The following is a 16,821-nucleotide window of genomic DNA, read 5'->3' on the forward strand; positions in this document are numbered from 1 at the left end:
CGTATGAAGATCACCGTGAATGTCGATGAATGCATAGGTGCCGCCATGTGCACCGGGCTCGCCCCCAAGGTGTTCGGCCTGAGCGAGGAGGGGCTCGTCGCACTACTCGACGAGGAGCCGCCGCAGGAACTGCGCGAGCGGCTGGAGCGCGCAGTCGGGGCCTGCCCCGTGTCCGCGATCCGGATGCAGGACTGACCGTGGCACACCGCACTCCGCGCCGTATCACCATCATCGGCGCGTCCCTCGCCGGCGTACGGGCCGCCGAGTCCCTGCGCAGGCGCGGCTTCGACGGGACACTCACCCTCGTCGGCGCCGAGTCCGTGCCCGCCTATCAGCGGCCCGTGCTCTCCAAGAAGTACCTGACGGGTGATCAGCAGGCATCCGACATTGCCCTGCCGCTCGGCGACCTGAACGCCGATGTCAGGCTCGGCACCCGTGCTGTCCGTCTCGACACGGCGGAGCGACGGGTCTGGCTGCGCCAGGGAACCGGGGAGCCGTATCCGCAGTCGTACGACGGCCTGCTGGTCGCTTGCGGCACGAGGGCGAGAACGCTGGCAGGACCGGCCATGGCGGGAGTCCACACACTGCGGACCGTTGGCGACGCCGATGCGCTGCGCACCGCACTGCGGACGGGCAGTCCGCACGTCGTGGTCGTCGGCGGCGGCCTGATCGGGCAGGAGGTGGCGGCCACCGCGCGCGCCCTCGGCCTGGATGTCACCCTCGTCGATCCCTTGCCGTTCCCTGGCATGCGGGCTCTGGGGCCGGGCGCGGGACAGGTCCTGGCTGCCCTGCACACCGACCACGGAACCAAGTTGAGGCTGGGGCACACGGTCGCTGCACTCGAAGGAGGTGACTGCGTCACCGGCGTGCGACTGTCCGACGGCAGCGTCATCCCAGCCGACGTGGTGGTCGTCGGCGTAGGTGTCGAGCCCGCCACCGACTGGCTGGCCGGCTCCGGCCTGGATGTCACGGACGGTGTGCGCTGCACAGGTAACCTCGCCGCCGTCGGAGCACCGGGCATCACCGCGGCCGGGGACGTCGCCCGCTGGAAACACCCCCGCAGCGGCCGCTCCGTACGCGTCGAGCACTGGGAGAACGCACTCAGGCAGGCGGACGCCGCCGCCCACACACTCCTCGAAGGGGACGCCGCTCCGGCGTTCGGCGAGACGACGATGTTCTGGTCGAACCTGTACGACTCACGTGTGCAGCTGATCGGCAGTCCCGGGCCGGACGACACCTTCGAGATCGTCGAGGGCGACCCGCAGAGCCGGCGGTTCGTCGGCAGCTACGGGAACGGGCCGCGCCGGACCGGAGTACTTCTGTTCAACATGCCGCAGCGGATGCCGCACTACCGCCAGGCGTTCGACGAGGACACCCCGCTCGACTGCGGACCGTTCGAAGCCACCATCTGAACTCGCGCCCTCTTGGCGCAGATTCCCCCCTTCACCCGTCAACTCACCACCGGAGGTCCCGTCATGCCCGGAATCACCCAGCGCTCCACTCGCGAGCCCCTCATCAAGTCCCGCTTCCTCTCCCACGGAACGCTGGAGGTGGACAACCTCCAGGCGTCCCGGCGCTTCTACGAGGAAGTGCTCGGACTCGAGGTCGTCCAGCAGGCGCTGGTCGGCCTCTTCATCCGCCTGGGCGGCAACCACGTCTACGCCTGCATCGAGAGCAACCCCGACCGTCCCGCCATGCCGCTGCTCCACCACAACGGCCTCGACGTGGCCAGTGAGGAAGAAGTGGACGAAGCGCACCGCAAGATCCAGGAGGTACGGGAGGAGTACGACGTCCTGGACCTCACCGAGCCGGTCCGCCAGCACGGCGTCTACTCCTTCTACCTCCAGGACCTCGACCGGAACTGGTGGGAGATCTGCTACCTGCCCGAAGGCGGCTACGCCTTCCGCTACACCGACGCGCGCTTCGACCTGACGGGGCGTACCGACCTGAGCCGGGCGGAGATCCTGCGGATCTCGCAGCGCCCGCTGGACGACCCCGCCAGCTGACCGAACGAGCAGAACGAAAGAGCCCGGCGCTCACCCCGTCCGCACATTCCCTTGGAGTCCTCTTGTGACCGCCTTCGGTTTCGCCACAGTCATGGCCGACGAGAGTCCGCCGCAGCTCGCTGTGACGGTCGGCAGACGCCTGGTCCCGCTGCAGGACGCCCTGCCCGCCGGCCGGGCGCCCGGTTGCGTGCCGGATGACCTGCTCGGACTGCTCGACCGGTGGGAGGAGTGGGTGGCCGCCGTCGAGACGGCCTTGGCCCGCGACTGCGCCGGACACCTGCCCTGGCGGAACGAGTCCGACGTACGCTTCCTGCCGCCCGCGACGCATCGGCCCACCATCTACTGCGCCGGCGCCAACTACCGTGACCACGTGGCCGAGATGGGTGCGACACCCCCCGACCCGGCCGTCGAGCGCCCCTTCCACTTCGTGATCCCGCCCGCCGCCCTCACCGGACACCGGTGTCACGCGCCGCGCCCGGCGGGGATGCAACGTTTGGACTGGGAGGTGGAGTTGACCGCGGTCATCGGACGGACAGCCGACCGTGTGAGCGTCGACAAGGCTCTGGAGTACGTCGCGGGGTACACCGTGGCGAACGACCTGTCCTGCCGCGACGACGCCGCTCTCGACACACCGCTGTTCGGCATCAACTGGCTGCTGCAGAAGGGCTGGCGCGGCCTCAAACCACTCGGTCCGGCCATCGTCCCGGCATCCCTTGTGCCCCACCCGGAGAATCTCGACATCCGGCTCTCGGTCAATGGTCAGGTGCGGCAGAAGAGCAACACCAGCCAGATGATCTTCTCGTTGGCCGAGCAGATCTCCGCACTCAGCACTCTGGCCCCGCTCCACCCCGGCGATCTACTGCTCAGTGGCACACCGGCCGGCACCGCCGCCGCCCACCAGAACCGCTACCTGGTACCGGGTGATCTGGTGGTGGCGGAGGTCGAGGGAGTGGGCCGCCTGGAGACACGTATCAGCGCGGGCTGAGCACCCGCCCCCCAATGGCACCACTGAACCCCCGGCCAGGATCCACGGGCGCTGACGGACACAGGGCGGGCTCTCACGCACCGACACGAACCCGGTCGCCCGGTCGCCCTCAGTCGGCGAGGCTCGTGTTGTGCTTTTGGATGAGCCGCAGCGCCTCCTCGCGGTCGCGGGCGTCGAGGGCGTCCACGAGGTCGCGGTGGAGTTCGTGGCGTTCGGCGATGTACTCGGCGAGCGGCTGCTCGCTCGCGGGCAGTACGGCGAGGGTGTGTGACTCGATCAGGTCGAGCAGGTTCTTGTAGAGGGACCGCAGCAGCGGGTTCGGGCTGATGGCGGCAATCCGGGCGTGCAGCTGCCAGTTGGCATGGACGAAGGCGACGGGGTCGGCCGCGGCGACCGCCTCAGCCATGGCCTCGATCTGTTCGCGCAGGCTCGCGATGTCGGCGGGCGAGGCGTGCCACAGGGCGTCCTCGATCAGCAGCGGGTCCAGCGCGTCGCGGATACGTACGGCGTCCGCGACGTCCGTCTCCTGAGCGTCGAGCGCGAGGACGGAGTTGCCGAGGCGCACCATGGGGGACTGCTCGGCGACGAAGATCCCGCCTCCGGGACCTGGGCGCACGGTGACCAGGCCGCGTGACTGGAGCAGCCTCAGCGACTCGTTGAAGGTCCCGACGGAGACCGCGCACTGGGTACGCAGCGACTCCTTGGTGCCGAGCCTGGCACCTGGCTGTGCGGCCTCGGCGAGCACGGCCATGCGTTGCGCCGCCTGCTCGGCCCGGCTGGACGCGCTCGTGCGTGCGGTACCGCGTGCGGTGCTCAAGGCTCTCCTTCGATGGGTTCCAGTTAATTCATTATGAAGGTTACCCCGATCCCCTCTTGACGTCATCAGAACCCCGGCCGCAACATCGACGTAATCATCATGCTGAATTGCACGCCAGCAGGGTGTCCCCATGACATCGACGAGGAGCGCCACATGCGGATCGCCAATCTCACCGGCCGACTGACCCTGATCACCGACGACCACGAGCGGGCCGTCGACGTCGAAGAGGCCAGCGGCGGGCGCTTCGGCTCCGACCCGCAGGCCGTCTACGAACGCTGGGCGGAGTTTCGCGCGTGGGCCGACACGGCCGACCTGCCGGCGGGGCGATCCTTCGAGGCCACCGACCTCGGGTCCCCCGCCCCCGCCCCACGCCAGCTGCTCGCCATCGGGCTCAACTACCGGGACCACGCGTCCGAGTCCGGCTTCGAGGCGCCCGAGGGGCTGCCGCCGGTCTTCACGAAGTTCGCCACCAGCATCTCCGGCCCGGTCACCGAGGTCGCGCTGCCGCCCGAGGGGCACACCGACTGGGAGGTGGAGCTGGTGGCGGTGATCGGCGCCCGGGCCGAGCGCATCGCCGAGGCGGAGGCCTGGTCGCACGTCGCCGGACTCGCGGCCGGTCAGGACATCTCCGAACGAGTGTCCCAACTGGCTGGTCCCGCACCGCAGTTCAGTCTCGGCAAGTCCTTGCCCGGGTTCGCGCCGATCGGGCCGTGGCTGGTCACCCCGGACGAGTTCGACAACCCGGACGACCTTGAGCTCACCTGCTCCATCAACGGCGAGGAGGTTCAGAAGGGCCGTACCCGCGACCTGATCTTCAGCGTTCCCGCGCTGATCGCAAAGCTGTCCGCCGTGCTGCCTCTGCTGCCCGGTGACGTCATCTTCACCGGCACCCCGGCCGGCGTCGGTCTGGGCCGCGAACCGCAGCGCTGGCTGGCGCCCGGCGACGTCCTGGTCTCGTCCATCGAAGGCATCGGCGAGCTGCGCCAGACCTTCAACGGCTGACCCGCCCGCCCTCGGCAATGGAACCGGACAAAGGAGTCCCGTCATGGCACTGCACCGCCTGACCTCCATCACGATGGGGGTTCCCGACGTCGCCGAAACCGCCGCCTATTACGCGGATTTCGGCCTCGCGCCCGAGAGCGACGGCTGGTTCGCGACCCGCGACGGCGGCCGGCAGCTGCGGATCGTGCACGCCGCCACCCGCCGCCTGGTCGAGGTGCGCATAGGCGTCGACGATCCGGACGACCTGGCCGCCGCGGCGTCCCGCCTGGAGCGCATCGGCGTCATCAGTGAACGGCAGGGCACCACTGTGACCGCGTACGACAAGGCCACCGCGGTCCGCGCCGTCCTCGAAGTGGCCCCGCGGCTCACCCAGCCCGCCGCATCGGCCACGCCCTACAACGGTCCCGGCCGCGTCGAGCGCACCGGATCGCGCGCCCCCGGCATCCTGCGCACCGCCGCCGTACGTCCCCGCAAGCTCGGTCACGCCGTCGTCGGCACCACCGACTTCGAGGGGACCACGGCGTTCTTCCGTGACGGCCTCGGCTTCAAAGCCAGTGACTACATCAAGGACGCGGGTGCCTTCCTGCGCTGCTCCACCGACCACCACAACATCCTCGTCCTGAACGCGCCCGTCGCCTTCCTGCATCACACGTCCTGGCAGGTCGACGACGTCGACGATGTCGGCCGCGGCGCCGCCGCGATGCTGGAGGACCACCCGGAGCGCCACGTCTGGGGCCTGGGCCGCCACCACGCCGGGTCGAACTTCTTCTGGTATCTCAAGGACCCGGCGGGCAACTTCTCCGAGTACTACTCCGACATGGACTGCGTCGTCGACGACCAGCTGTGGACGCCCGAAGTCCTCGAAGGTGCCAAGGGGTTGTTCAACTGGGGCCCACCTCCGCCCCCGTCGTTCCTGCACCCCGAGGACCTCGGCGCGCTGATGACCGGCACGCACAGCGCGGAGCGGTGACCCGGTGACCAGCGAGACACCCCGCATCCACGACGTGGCGGTGGTCGGCTTCGGGCCCGTCGGTCAGCTGCTGTCCCTGCTGCTGGCCCGCGCCGGACACGACGTCCTCGCGCTCGAACGCTGGCCCGAGCCGTACGACCTGCCGCGCGCCGTGCACTTCGACGACGAGATCGGCCGGATCTTCCAGGCCGCCGGCGTGGGCGAGCGCGTCCGGGCGGTCACCGAGCCGGTGCCGGACCATTACGAGTGGCGCAACCGCGACGGTGACGCCCTGGTCCGTATCGACTGGTCGGGCAACGGCCCCTCCGGATGGCCGGTCGCCAACTTCTTCTCCCAGCCCGACCTGGAAGCCGTACTCACGGCAGCCGCCGCGGCGCAGCCCGGCATCACCCTGCACCGCGGCCAAGAGGTCACCGACCTCCAAGAGACCGACGAGTACGTCGAGTTGACCACGGGAACGGGAACGGCGTTTCGCGCCCGCTATGTCGTCGGGGCCGACGGCGCCAACAGCTTCGTCCGCTCCCGGATGACCACGACAGTCACCGACCTGGGCTTCTTCTACGACTGGCTCATCGTCGACGTCATCCCTCAGGACACCGACACCGTCTGGTCGCCGATGAACTGGCAGCTGTGCGACCCGAAGCGCCCCACGACGATCGTCTCGGGCGGCCCCGGACGGCGCCGCTGGGAATTCATGCGCCTGCCCGACGAAAGCGTCGAGGACCTCAACTCCCTGACCACCGCGTGGGAATTGCTGAAGCCCTGGGGTCGCACGGCCGACAACACCGCCATCGAACGGCACGCCGTCTACACCTTCCAGGCCCGCTGGGCCGACACCTGGCGCGAAGGGCGGCTACTGATCGCTGGGGACGCCGCTCACCAGATGCCGCCGTTCGCCGGACAGGGCATGTGTTCCGGCCTGCGCGACGCGATGAATCTCGCCTGGAAGCTCGGCCTGGTGCTCGACGATACCGCGCCTCCCACCCTCCTGGACACCTACACCAGCGAACGCCGCGACCACGTTCAGCACGCCATCGGCATGTCGATGGCGCTGGGCCGGGTCATCTGCGTCCCCGACGAGGCCGAGGCCGCCGAGCGCGACGCCCGGATGATCGCCGCCGACGCGGATCCCGCGCGCGTACTGCCGGACACTCCCCCGCCTGTCCTGGGCGATGGGGTTCTGCAGCGCAGCCACGACGGTGCCACCCGCGCCTCGGGCGTCGGACACCTCACCCCACAGCACCGTGTCACCCACCGGGGCCGGACCGCGCTGCTTGACGACATCACCGGCGGCAGCTTCGTCGTCCTGGCCGACGGCGACGCGGCGTGCTCCGAACTCGACGCTCATGACCGGGAGTTCCTCGACCGGATCGGCGCGACGCTCCTCCCGCTGCACGCCCCGGGCACACCCGGCGCGGAATACGTCGACACCGGCAACGCCTATCGGCCGCACCTGCGCGACCACGACCACGTCGCGGCCGTCGTCCGCCCGGACTTCTACCTCTTCGGCGCGGCCGCGACACCCATCGAACTGCACCAACTCGTCGGCCAGTTGAGGGAGCAGCTACGCGCCGCCCCGCCCGGCACGGCGCGCCTGCCGCCCGTTTCGCGCAGTCCCCTCGAAGCGTCCGGAAGCTGACCCGGCCGGTCCGCGCCCTCACACCTGGACACGTACAAGCTCGTGGAACACGCACAAGGAAGACGCACATGGACAAGACAGTGGCCTCCGCCGAGGAGGCCGTGGCAGACATCGACGACGAAGTGTCTCTCGCCGTAGGGGGATTCGGCCTCTGCGGCATACCCGAGACGCTGATCCGGGCGCTGCACACCAAGGGAGCCCGCGCCCTGGAGGTCGTCTCCAACAACTGCGGCGTAGACAGCCGCGGGCTCGGCATCCTGCTCACCGCCGGACGCATCGCCCGCGTCACTGGTTCGTACGTCGGAGAGAACAAGGAGTTCGCCCGCCAGTACCTCAGCGGCGAACTGGAGGTCGAGCTCACTCCGCAGGGCACCCTCGCCGAACGCCTGCGGGCCGGCGGCTGCGGGATCCCCGCCTTCTACACCCCGGCCGGTGTCGGCACTCAGATCGCCGAGGGCGGGCTGCCCTGGCGTTACACGGCCGACGGCGACGTCGCTCTCGCCTCACCGGCCAAGGAAGTCCGCGGGTTCAACGGCTCGTCCTACGTCCTGGAACGCGGCATCACCACCGACTTCGCCCTCGTACGGGCCGTGCGCGGCGACCGGCACGGCAACCTCGTCTTCGAGAAGTCCGCCCGCAACTTCAACCCACTCGTCGCCATGGCCGGGCGCACCACGATCGCCGAGGTCGAAGAGCTCGTCGAGTCAGGTGAACTCGACCCCGCCGAGGTGCAGTTGCCGGGCATCTACGTGCAACGGGTCGTGCCCCTCACTCCCGCCCAGGCAGCGGACAAGCAGATCGAACACCTTCGCATTTCCGCGTCTTCGACACGAGGGACGGTACGCGCATGAGCTGGACCCGTGACCACATGGCCGCCCGCGCCGCCGCCGAGCTGCATGACGGCGACTACGTCAACCTCGGCATCGGCCTGCCGACCATGGTGCCCGACCACGTGCCGGTCGGCATGCATGTCGTCCTGCAGTCCGAGAACGGCATCCTCGGCGTCGGCCCGTATCCGAACGAGGCCCACGTGGACCCCGACTTGATCAACGCCGGCAAGGAGACCGTCACCGTCCTGCCGGGTGCCTCGTACTTCGACTCCGCGCTGTCCTTCGGCATGATCCGTGGCGGTCACATCGACGCCGCGATCCTCGGCGCCATGCAGGTGTCCGCAGCCGGTGACCTGGCCAATTGGATGATCCCCGGCAAGATGGTCAAGGGCATGGGCGGCGCGATGGACCTCGTGCACGGCGCCCGCCGCGTGCTCGTCCTCATGGACCACACCGCCAAGGACGGCACTCCAAAGATCGTCGAGGACTGCACACTCCCCCTCACCGGGCGTGCCTGCGTCCACCGCATCATCACCGACCTCGCCGTCATCGACGTCACCGAGGAGGGCCTCGTCCTCGTCGAGACCGCGCCCGGCGTCAGCACCGGACAGATCGTCGCCGCCACCGCCGCGCCACTGCGCGTGCCCGCACTCCCGCTCCCCGGAGGACACGATGGCCAAGCCGTCGCATGACGTGAGACGTGCCTGGACGATGACCGTCCTGCTGATGGTCGCGATGGCACTCACCTTCTGGGACAAGGCGGTTCTGGGGCTGGCCGCCGTGCCCATCATGAAGGAACTGCACCTCAGCAACTCGATGTACGGGCTCGCCAGCAGCAGCTTCTACCTCCTGTTCACGGTCGCCGCGATCCTGGTCGGGCTCCTCGTGGACAAGGTGCGCAGCAAGTGGGTGTTCGTCGCCCTCGCGCTGCTGTGGGCGGTGGCGCAGGGTTCGCTCCTTGCGACGTCGACGGTCACGGCGTTGTTCGTGAGCCGCATCATGATCGGCGCGGCGGAGGGCCCGGCGAATCCGCTGACGGTGCACACCGTGCACAGCTGGTTCCCGGTGGACAAGCGCAGCCTGCCGACCTCGCTCACCCAGATCGCCTCGGGCATCGGGGCCCTCACCTCGGCGCCGATCCTGACGTGGATCATCACGGAGTTCGGGTGGCGCTGGGGGTTCTTCACCACCGCTGTGCTCAGCGCGCTGTGGGCTCTGGTGTACGCGGTGTTCGGCAAGGACCGGCCCGCGGAGGCCCCCGCGCCCACTCCGTCGGTCACCGAGGAGGGTGCCAAGGAGCCTGCGGGCGAGTCCGTCCCCTACCGTCACATCCTGCTCAGCCGTACGTTCATCGGCGCCGTCACCATGGCGTTCGCCGCCTCTTGGAGCCTGGCCGTCGTCACGTCGTGGCTCGTGCCGTTCTTCGTGAACGTCGCCGGGTTCGGCTCGTCCGCCGCGGGCAACATGATCATCCCGCCGAACGTCCTGGGCATCGTCGCCATCCTCGCCATCGGCGCCTTTGCCGGGCGCCTGATGAACCGGGGCATCCCCGACCGTGTCCCGCTCGGCATCATCACCGGGGCGGTGGTCGCGGTCGGCGGCGCGTTCGCGGTCCTCGTCCCGCATCTCGGTACCGGCACTCTGCTGGTGTGCGGGGTGACACTCGCCGCGGGCCTGCCGCTCGTCGCCATGACGTCGGCATACAACGCGGTCGGCAGGATCTGCCCGGCCGGTCGCCGTGGCGCCGTCCTCGGCACCCTCAACGGCCTCTACTCCCTGGGCAGCATCGCGGGCCCCTACGCGATGGGCCTGATCCTCGACGCGTCCGCCGACGAGGCGAGCGGCTACGCCACCGGGTTCACGGTCACCGGACTGATCGTGATCGCCGGCGGCCTGTGCGCGGCGTTCCTCATCAATCCGCGCCGCGACCGCGGCCGCCTCGCTGCCTCCCCCACCACCCGTACCGCCCGCGCCGAACAGCGCGGCATCGCGCCCCGGCCGCTGGGCCAGTCAGGAGCCTGAACCATGAACGACATCGCTGCCGACACCGACGTAATCGTCGTCGGGGGCGGCCCCTCCGGGCTCACCGTCGCGAGCGAACTCGCCCTGGCGGGCGCCCGGGTGACCGTCCTGGAGCGGCGCACCGAACCCGTGCAGTCCCGCGCCGGAACCGTCCTGCCGCGCGTCCTGGAACTCTTCGACGCACGCGGCCTCGCGGACCGCTTCTTCGAGCGGGCCCGCTCCATCAAGGACAACCCCCTCATCCCGGTGCACATCTGGGCCGGGATGAAGCCGGTGCACTGGCACCATCTGAATTCGCGGTTCGGCTTCCGGCTGATCATGCCGCAGAACATGACGGAGGAACTCCTCCTCGATTACGCGCGGGAGGTCGGCGTCGACGTACGCCTGGGCGTGACGGTCCAGGACGTCCGGCAGGACGCCGATTCGGTCACGGTCACTGCGGTCCAGGACGGCAACCACCTTTCCCTCACGGCCCGTTACGTGATCGGAGCCGACGGCGGCCGCAGTGTGGTGCGTCGGCAGGCCGGCATCGGATTCGAGGGACACGGCGCCACCTTCACCGGCATCGTCGCGGACGTCCGTACGCGGCCACTGACGGCCGACGGACGCGCGATGACCGACAACGAGCACGGCTGGGTGACCTCGTTCCCGTTCGGTGAGGACGAGGACGGCACCCCGGTCACCCGCTTCAACATCGTGCACGCCGAGCGTCGACACACCGATCCATCCGAGCCGGTGACCGCCGAAGAGGTGCGGCAATGCCTCAGCGACGTACTCGAACAGGAAGTGCGCTTCGACGGGCTGCGCTGGGCCTCACGCTTCACCGACGCACTGCGCCTCGCGACCGCGTTCCGCGAGCGCCGGATCTTCCTGGTCGGCGAATCGGCACGCATCCACTACCCGGCGAGCGGTGTCGGCATGAATTTCTGCATCCAGGACGCCTTCAACCTGGGCTGGAAACTCGCGGCGGTCATCAACGGGCACGCCGACGACGCGCTCCTCGACACGTACGAGGCCGAACGCCGCCCGGTCGCCGAGGAGTTGATGCGCAGCGTGGAGGCGCAGTGCGCCGTGCAGTTCAACTTCACTCCGGAGGGCGTCGCGTTCAAGCGGATGTTCCAGGAGCACCTGCTGCCGCTGCCCGACGTCAATCGCCGTATCGCGCTCGAACTCAACGGCCTCACCCAGCCCTACCCGAGCCTGCCGGGCAGCCACCCACTGACCGGGCAGCGCGCCCCCGACCTCGAACTCGTCACCCCCGACGGGATCCGGCGCATCGGCGAACTCCTGCGCGAGCAGCGCTTCTTGCTCATCGACTGCACGGGCAACGGCACATACGAGGACCTCGACACGGACGCCATGCCCGTGCGCGCACTGAGCGGGGTGCCGGTGGTGACGACTCCCGAACTACGCCGCGTGAAAAGCCTGTTGGTCCGGCCGGACGCGTACGTGGCATGGGCCGACGAAGACAGTCCGGACCCGGAGGCGGCGGCGGAGCAGATCAAGCACTGGATCGGAGCACAGCGATGAGCGGCACGAAGAGCAAGACGGTGAGCGAGACGGTGAGCGAGACGGTTCTCATCCGTGGCGGGCACATTCTGAGCATGGACCCCGCCATCGGTGAACTCCCCTCGGGCGACGTACTGATCGAGGACGGAGTGGTCCGCGAGGTCGCGGCGCGCATCGACCGTCCCGACGCCGAGGTGATCGACGCCTCCGCCATGATCGTGGCGCCCGGCTTCGTGGACACACACCGGCACACCTGGCAGACGGCGGTGCGGCACTACTACGCGGACACCGACCCGTTGCAGTACTTCGCCGAGATGCTGGGCCCTGTCGGCGCCGCGTACAGCCCCGACGACGTGTACGCAGGGAACCTGCTCGGCGCCCTGTCCGCCCTCGACTCGGGGATCACCACGCTGGTCGACTGGTCGCACGTCCAGAACACACCAGACCACTCCGACGCCGCGATCCTGGCCCTGGAGGAGTCCGGCATCCGCGCCGTCTTCGCCCACGGCTGGCCGCTCGCGCCCGAGTGGACCCGCGACAGCGCGCTCGACCACCCCGACGACATCCACCGCCTGCGCGACCGCTACTTCACCTCCGAGGACCAGCTCCTCACTCTGGCCATGGCCGCACGCGGCCCGGAAATGGCGCAACGCGACGTCTGGCTGCACGACCTGTACCTGGCAAGGGAGTTGGGGATCCGGACAACGGTGCACGTGGGCGCGTACGCGCACAACGCGCCCCACCGGGCCGTCACGCAGATGCGGGAGGCGGGTGTGCTGGGCGAGGACATCACGTTCGTGCACTGCTGCCGCAGTGCCGACGACGAGTTCGCGATGATCGCGGACGCGGGGGCCTCGGTGTCGCTCGGTGTGCAGTGCGAGGCCAACTCCCCCGGCATGGGCGACATTCCACTGGACCGGCTCCTCGCCGTGGGCATCCGGCCGAGCCTGAGCGGCGACACGGAGACCAAGTGCTCCGGCGACATGTTCACGCAGATGCGCACGCTGCTCGCGTATCACCGTTCGTGGACGGGAGGTGGTCACTCGCGGCTGCCGGGGGCGCCCGCGCATCTGGCCACCCGGGACGTCCTGGAGTTCGCGACCGTCGCCGGGGCGAAGGCGGCCGGACTCGGCGACCGCACCGGTTCCCTCACACCGGGCAAACAAGCCGATGTGATCCTGATCCGGTCAGACGACCTCAACCTGGCGCCCGTGTCCGACGCGGCCGGCGCCCTCGTGCTCGCCGCGCACCCCGGCAACGTCGACACCGTCCTGGTCGCCGGCCGCATCGCGAAGCGCGACGGAAAGCTGCTCACCGCCGACTCACACCGCGCCGTGGACCTGGCACGCCGCTCGCAGGAACGCGTACTCGCGTCGATCGCGCGAACACGCTGACCGGTCGAGCCCACACGACAGCGGTCGGCGCCGACGGGACCACAGCCTCGACGCCGTCGGCTCCGACCGCCCCCATTCGCCCCAAGGACCGGACCCCCATGCCCAGCCAGCACCCCCACTCCCCTTTCCGCACCGTCAAGGGATTGCGCTACGCCTCCACCACCACCGGGGACCTCCACCTCGATCTCTACGTCCCCGACTGCCCGGCACCCGCGCTCCGGCCCGTCGTCCTGTACCTGCATGGCGGCGGCTGGCTCACCGGCAGCAGGACGGACCACCCCGACCGGCCGGCCGGGCTCGCACGGCGCGGCATCGCGGTGGCGAGCGCCGACTACCGCTTCGCACACGAGGCCGCGTACCCGGCGCAACTCCACGACGTACGGCAGGCCGTGCGCTGGCTGCGCCGCGAGGGCCCGTCCCACGGCATCGGCAACGGGCCGATCGGCGTGTGGGGAGCTTCAGCCGGAGCCCACATCGCCGCGCTCCTCGCCCTCACGACGACGGACGAGACCGATCCGGAGAGCACGGTGCAGGCATTGGTGGGCTACTTCGGCGTCTACGACCTGACGGCCCGAGCCGACTCCATCCGCCCGGACCCGTCGCGGCCGATCCCCGACGAGCTCCTCAAGACCCAATGGCCCGCACACCTCCCCCAACCACCGAGCCCCCGCCTGCGCCAGGCCCTCCTCGCAGGCACCAACGAGGAAAACCTCACCGAGGACCATCTCCGCACGCTGAGCCCCGTCACGTACGCCCACGCCGCGAGCCCGCCCACGCTGCTGCTGCACGGCACTGGTGACGCGGTGACCTCGCCCCAGCAGAGCAGCCGATTCGCCACGGCCATCCGGTCTGCGGGTGGTACCGCCCGCAGCCTCCTCCTGGACGGCGCCAACCACGAGGACCCGGCCTTCGAAGAGCCCGAAGTCATCGGCGCCGTAGCGGAGTTCTTCAACGACAACCTGTGCACGGACCTTCACCCCGGGCAGATCAGCGTCGCCTCTCCCCACACTCCCCGTCTCCCCCGACTCACAGAGGCAGACCTCGACGACGCCCAACACACCCTGCGCCGAGCCATCACCTCCGGCCCTCGCTCGACCGGCCCCCAGCACTTCCCGCTCCAGGACGAGAACGGCGCCCTCAACGGCCCGTTCGGCCTCATGCTGCACACACCGGACCTCGGCGCTCCCCTCCAGGAACTCGGCTCCGCCATCCGCTACCGCGCCACCCTCAACGACCGCACACGCGAGATCGCCATCCTGACCGTGGCGGCGGCAACCTCCAGCGAGTTCGAGACCTACGCACACGAAAGGGTCGGCCGCGCGGCAGGACTCACCGAGGCCGAACTCACCGCACTGCGCACCGGCACCTTCACGTCCACCGACCCGAGCGAAGCGGCGGCCTACGCGGCCTGTCGTCGCCTGCTCCTGGACGACACCCCCTGGAGCGACACGGAGTACGACGCCACACAGCAGCTCCTCGGCAACAACCAACTCCTGGAGCTGACCGTCCTCGTCGGTTACTACCGCACGCTGGCGCAGCTGATGAACGTATTCGACGTCGGAGCGCCCTGAACAGCCGTCGGCCGGTGCGTACTGTCAATCGGGGGCGGCCCAGCGCGATGGCACGCGCCCGGAACTCCGGAGGGTAGGGACGAGGCGCCTGTCATCTACAGCTGCAGCAGACCCGCTGGTCCTGGCAGTCGCCTGCCCGGCGGGCTGTGGAGCGGGACGAGGACGCGGTGGGACTGTGGAAGAGGAAGTGTGGCCGCACGTGGAATGACTGCGGCGGCACTCGGGGCATACGTGGTGTTCGAGGACGAGGCAGGGTTCTCGATGACACCGTCCCTCGCCCGCACCTGGAGCCGGCGGGGGCATACGCCGGTGGTGCGGGTGCGAGGACGCTCTTGGCGTCGTTTCTCGATCGCGGCTCTGTGCTGCTACAAGCCCGGCGCGACATCGCGGCTGATCTACCGCCCCTATCTTCACTGCAAGCATCCCGGTTCACGGCGCAAGAGCTTTGCCTGGAGCGACTACCGCGACCTGGTCGTGCGTGCTCACCTGCAGCTCGGCGCCCCGATCGTCTTGGTCTGGGACAATCTCAACACCCACCGGGCCGCCGGAATGCGACAGTAAGCTGCCGAACACGACTGGCACACCATCGTTCAACTTCCGCCAACGTCGCCCTCACCGATCACGAACATCTCGAACGCGTCTTACGCCGCGGACTGCGTCGCATCCAGCGTCATCCCGAACTCATCGACGGGTGCCTCGCCGGCACCGGCTTCAGCCTCACCCACCACCCGACAACACCCCGAAGAGGTCAGTAGACCGCCCGCCGCTCGAACCACTCCCGGCGCTGTTCAGTGAAGCCGCGCCATCTTGAAGTTGGCTGGTCACAGGGGCTAGTGCGGCTCCGTCCGGGGTGCTCGCGCTGATGGCGGGCGGCAGTCTGGGGTGTAGATCGTCTGGCAGGGGTGGTTTTGCGGATGCCCGTCCGGCGTTGCCGGGGCCGCTCCTACGATCCGCCGTACGGAGCGGCCGAACTACTCCGGCAAGCACCACCGTCACGGCCTGCACGTTCTCGCCCTGACCGACGAGAAAGGCCGGCTGATCTGGATATCCGCTGCCCGGCCCGGCCGCACCCACGACATCCCCGCCGCCCGCCGCGACCACCTGCTGGCCCACCTGCGCGCCGCCGGCCTCGGCGCCCTGGCTGACCTGGGCTCCCTCGGCCTGGACGACGATCCGGACAACCCCGTGGTCGTCACCGGATTCAAGGCCACCCGCGCCCGCAAACTGACCCCGGCCAGAAGGATGCCAACCGGGCACTTGCCACCGGACGTGTCCCTGTCGAGCGCGGCTTTGCCCACCTGAAGAAATGGCGGATCCTCACCAAGCTCCGTACTGACCCCGCCCGCGCCACCCACCTGTTTCGCGCGCTGCTCGTCCTGACGAACACCGAGGCCACTACCGACCATTGATCTCTACCGCAGGTAGCCCACGATCAGCACATGCCCCCGGATCAGCGTCACCGGGCCGGGGTCGGCTGAGTGAGGTTCACCGGGTTGCCGTCGGGGTCCTTGATGTGGGCGACGCGCTGTCCCCACGGCATGTCATTGGGACCTCCGCTGACCGAGCCGCCGAGCGCCTCCACCCGGGCGAGCGTCTCGTCGACGTCGTCGACACCGATGCTGAGCAGGATCCGCGGCGCCGCCCCGGCCCCCAGGTTCGCCTTGGCCACCAGCCCGAGGTCGGTGTCGCCGATGCGCAGGCCGAGGTAGAAGGCTGCGCCTTCCTCCGGCACCCGGAAGATCTCCTCAGCGCCGAACAATTTCGTATAGAAGCCGAGCAGAACGTCATGGTCCGCAGTCAGGATCACGGGCTGGATGGTGGACATGGCACTCCTGTCGAGAACGGTCGTGTCGCTGGGTAGACCGTTCGAGGACGGTGAACTCATCGGCAAAACCACCCCGCCGGACGATCTACAACACAGACTGCCGCCCACGACCAACACGAGCACCCCGAAACGAGGTCACGCCACCCCGCTGACCAGCCACTTCAAGATGACGAAGCTTCAGTGTGGCGGAAACCGGATGGACGGGAACGCCCGGCCACGTGTCCGAGCCTTAAAGTCCGCTCCCCCTGGGC

17 protein-coding genes and 1 pseudogene are annotated in these 16,821 nt (G+C 69.4%); 16 read left to right on the forward strand and 2 right to left on the reverse strand.

The window, feature by feature from the left end:
- Positions 1-3: 3 nt before the first annotated feature.
- From ACFYWS_RS25725 to ACFYWS_RS25740, 4 genes are all read left to right on the forward strand, one after another.
- Complete coding sequence (locus tag ACFYWS_RS25725; protein ID WP_389280460.1) at positions 4-195, forward strand: ferredoxin; 192 nt, start codon at positions 4-6, stop codon at positions 193-195.
- A gap of 2 nt (positions 196-197) precedes the next feature.
- On the forward strand, positions 198-1,412 hold the full coding sequence (locus ACFYWS_RS25730; protein WP_389280461.1) for an NAD(P)/FAD-dependent oxidoreductase: 1,215 nt from the start codon (positions 198-200) through the stop codon (positions 1,410-1,412).
- Positions 1,413-1,475: 63 nt separating this feature from the next.
- Positions 1,476-2,006, forward strand: a complete 531-nt coding sequence (locus ACFYWS_RS25735; RefSeq protein ID WP_389280462.1) for a VOC family protein — start codon at positions 1,476-1,478, stop codon at positions 2,004-2,006.
- A gap of 64 nt (positions 2,007-2,070) precedes the next feature.
- Positions 2,071-2,991, forward strand: coding sequence for a fumarylacetoacetate hydrolase family protein (locus ACFYWS_RS25740; protein WP_389280463.1), 921 nt, complete (start codon positions 2,071-2,073; stop codon positions 2,989-2,991).
- Between the two features lie 109 nt (positions 2,992-3,100).
- On the opposite strand, the gene ACFYWS_RS25745 is transcribed toward ACFYWS_RS25740, so the two are convergent.
- A complete protein-coding gene (locus ACFYWS_RS25745; protein WP_389280464.1) occupies positions 3,101-3,808 on the reverse strand; it encodes a FadR/GntR family transcriptional regulator in 708 nt (235 codons plus the stop codon).
- A 153-nt stretch (positions 3,809-3,961) separates the two neighbouring features.
- Between ACFYWS_RS25745 and ACFYWS_RS25750 the strand changes: the two genes are divergently transcribed.
- The 12 genes and pseudogenes from ACFYWS_RS25750 to ACFYWS_RS25805 all read left to right on the forward strand — a co-directional run bounded on the left by ACFYWS_RS25750 (position 3,962) and on the right by ACFYWS_RS25805 (position 16,154).
- Positions 3,962-4,810, forward strand: a complete 849-nt coding sequence (locus tag ACFYWS_RS25750) for a fumarylacetoacetate hydrolase family protein (RefSeq protein WP_389280465.1) — start codon at positions 3,962-3,964, stop codon at positions 4,808-4,810.
- A 43-nt stretch (positions 4,811-4,853) separates the two neighbouring features.
- Positions 4,854-5,780 carry a VOC family protein gene (locus tag ACFYWS_RS25755; RefSeq protein WP_389280466.1) on the forward strand — a complete coding sequence of 309 codons (927 nt, stop codon included), beginning with the start codon at positions 4,854-4,856 and terminating at the stop codon, positions 5,778-5,780.
- Positions 5,781-5,784: 4 nt separating this feature from the next.
- On the forward strand, positions 5,785-7,419 hold the full coding sequence (locus ACFYWS_RS25760) for a bifunctional 3-(3-hydroxy-phenyl)propionate/3-hydroxycinnamic acid hydroxylase (RefSeq protein ID WP_389280467.1): 1,635 nt from the start codon (positions 5,785-5,787) through the stop codon (positions 7,417-7,419).
- Between the two features lie 68 nt (positions 7,420-7,487).
- Positions 7,488-8,270: a CoA transferase subunit A gene (locus tag ACFYWS_RS25765; protein ID WP_389280468.1), complete on the forward strand. Its 783-nt coding sequence runs from the start codon at positions 7,488-7,490 to the stop codon at positions 8,268-8,270.
- Positions 8,267-8,941 carry a CoA transferase subunit B gene (locus ACFYWS_RS25770; protein WP_389280469.1) on the forward strand — a complete coding sequence of 225 codons (675 nt, stop codon included), beginning with the start codon at positions 8,267-8,269 and terminating at the stop codon, positions 8,939-8,941. The genes ACFYWS_RS25765 and ACFYWS_RS25770 overlap by 4 nt, the downstream gene beginning before the upstream one ends.
- Positions 8,922-10,271 (forward strand): MFS transporter, encoded by a 1,350-nt coding sequence (locus ACFYWS_RS25775; protein WP_389280470.1) that lies wholly within the window; start codon positions 8,922-8,924, stop codon positions 10,269-10,271. The genes ACFYWS_RS25770 and ACFYWS_RS25775 overlap by 20 nt, the downstream gene beginning before the upstream one ends.
- Positions 10,272-10,274: 3 nt before the next feature.
- Positions 10,275-11,801: an FAD-dependent oxidoreductase gene (locus ACFYWS_RS25780; protein ID WP_389280471.1), complete on the forward strand. Its 1,527-nt coding sequence runs from the start codon at positions 10,275-10,277 to the stop codon at positions 11,799-11,801.
- The gene (locus ACFYWS_RS25785) at positions 11,798-13,174 is read left to right on the forward strand and encodes an amidohydrolase family protein (protein ID WP_389280472.1); all 1,377 of its coding nucleotides are present in this window, start codon (positions 11,798-11,800) and stop codon (positions 13,172-13,174) included. Before ACFYWS_RS25780 ends, ACFYWS_RS25785 begins: the two co-directional genes overlap by 4 nt.
- Positions 13,175-13,272: 98 nt before the next feature.
- Positions 13,273-14,745 carry an alpha/beta hydrolase fold domain-containing protein gene (locus ACFYWS_RS25790; RefSeq protein ID WP_389280473.1) on the forward strand — a complete coding sequence of 491 codons (1,473 nt, stop codon included), beginning with the start codon at positions 13,273-13,275 and terminating at the stop codon, positions 14,743-14,745.
- A 231-nt stretch (positions 14,746-14,976) separates the two neighbouring features.
- Complete coding sequence (locus ACFYWS_RS25795) at positions 14,977-15,306, forward strand: hypothetical protein (RefSeq protein WP_389280474.1); 330 nt, start codon at positions 14,977-14,979, stop codon at positions 15,304-15,306.
- Between the two features lie 438 nt (positions 15,307-15,744).
- Positions 15,745-15,840 (forward strand): annotated as a pseudogene (locus ACFYWS_RS25800) (IS5/IS1182 family transposase); the annotation flags it as partial.
- A 104-nt stretch (positions 15,841-15,944) separates the two neighbouring features.
- Positions 15,945-16,154 (forward strand): transposase family protein, encoded by a 210-nt coding sequence (locus tag ACFYWS_RS25805; RefSeq protein WP_389280556.1) that lies wholly within the window; start codon positions 15,945-15,947, stop codon positions 16,152-16,154.
- Positions 16,155-16,201: 47 nt separating this feature from the next.
- Here ACFYWS_RS25805 and ACFYWS_RS25810 read toward each other — a convergent pair whose 3' ends face one another.
- Positions 16,202-16,570, reverse strand: coding sequence for a VOC family protein (locus ACFYWS_RS25810; RefSeq protein ID WP_389280475.1), 369 nt, complete (start codon positions 16,568-16,570; stop codon positions 16,202-16,204).
- Between the last annotated feature and the right edge of the window lie 251 nt (positions 16,571-16,821).

This window comes from Streptomyces sp. NPDC002795, from assembly GCF_042888725.1.
Lineage (GTDB): Bacteria > Actinomycetota > Actinomycetes > Streptomycetales > Streptomycetaceae > Streptomyces.

What these genes read in the sequence shown, in the direction of transcription:
- ACFYWS_RS25725 (WP_389280460.1), top strand. Translation starts at nt 4, where the DNA reads ATGAAGATCACCGTGAATGTCGATGAATGCATAGGTGCCGCCATGTGC.
- ACFYWS_RS25735 (WP_389280462.1), top strand. Translation starts at nt 1,476, where the DNA reads ATGCCCGGAATCACCCAGCGCTCCACTCGCGAGCCCCTCATCAAGTCC.
- ACFYWS_RS25750 (WP_389280465.1), top strand. Translation starts at nt 3,962, where the DNA reads ATGCGGATCGCCAATCTCACCGGCCGACTGACCCTGATCACCGACGAC.
- ACFYWS_RS25755 (WP_389280466.1), top strand. Translation starts at nt 4,854, where the DNA reads ATGGCACTGCACCGCCTGACCTCCATCACGATGGGGGTTCCCGACGTC.
- ACFYWS_RS25765 (WP_389280468.1), top strand. Translation starts at nt 7,488, where the DNA reads ATGGACAAGACAGTGGCCTCCGCCGAGGAGGCCGTGGCAGACATCGAC.
- ACFYWS_RS25770 (WP_389280469.1), top strand. Translation starts at nt 8,267, where the DNA reads ATGAGCTGGACCCGTGACCACATGGCCGCCCGCGCCGCCGCCGAGCTG.
- ACFYWS_RS25775 (WP_389280470.1), top strand. Translation starts at nt 8,922, where the DNA reads ATGGCCAAGCCGTCGCATGACGTGAGACGTGCCTGGACGATGACCGTC.
- ACFYWS_RS25780 (WP_389280471.1), top strand. Translation starts at nt 10,275, where the DNA reads ATGAACGACATCGCTGCCGACACCGACGTAATCGTCGTCGGGGGCGGC.
- ACFYWS_RS25785 (WP_389280472.1), top strand. Translation starts at nt 11,798, where the DNA reads ATGAGCGGCACGAAGAGCAAGACGGTGAGCGAGACGGTGAGCGAGACG.
- ACFYWS_RS25790 (WP_389280473.1), top strand. Translation starts at nt 13,273, where the DNA reads ATGCCCAGCCAGCACCCCCACTCCCCTTTCCGCACCGTCAAGGGATTG.
- ACFYWS_RS25810 (WP_389280475.1), bottom strand. Translation starts at nt 16,570, where the DNA reads ATGTCCACCATCCAGCCCGTGATCCTGACTGCGGACCATGACGTTCTG.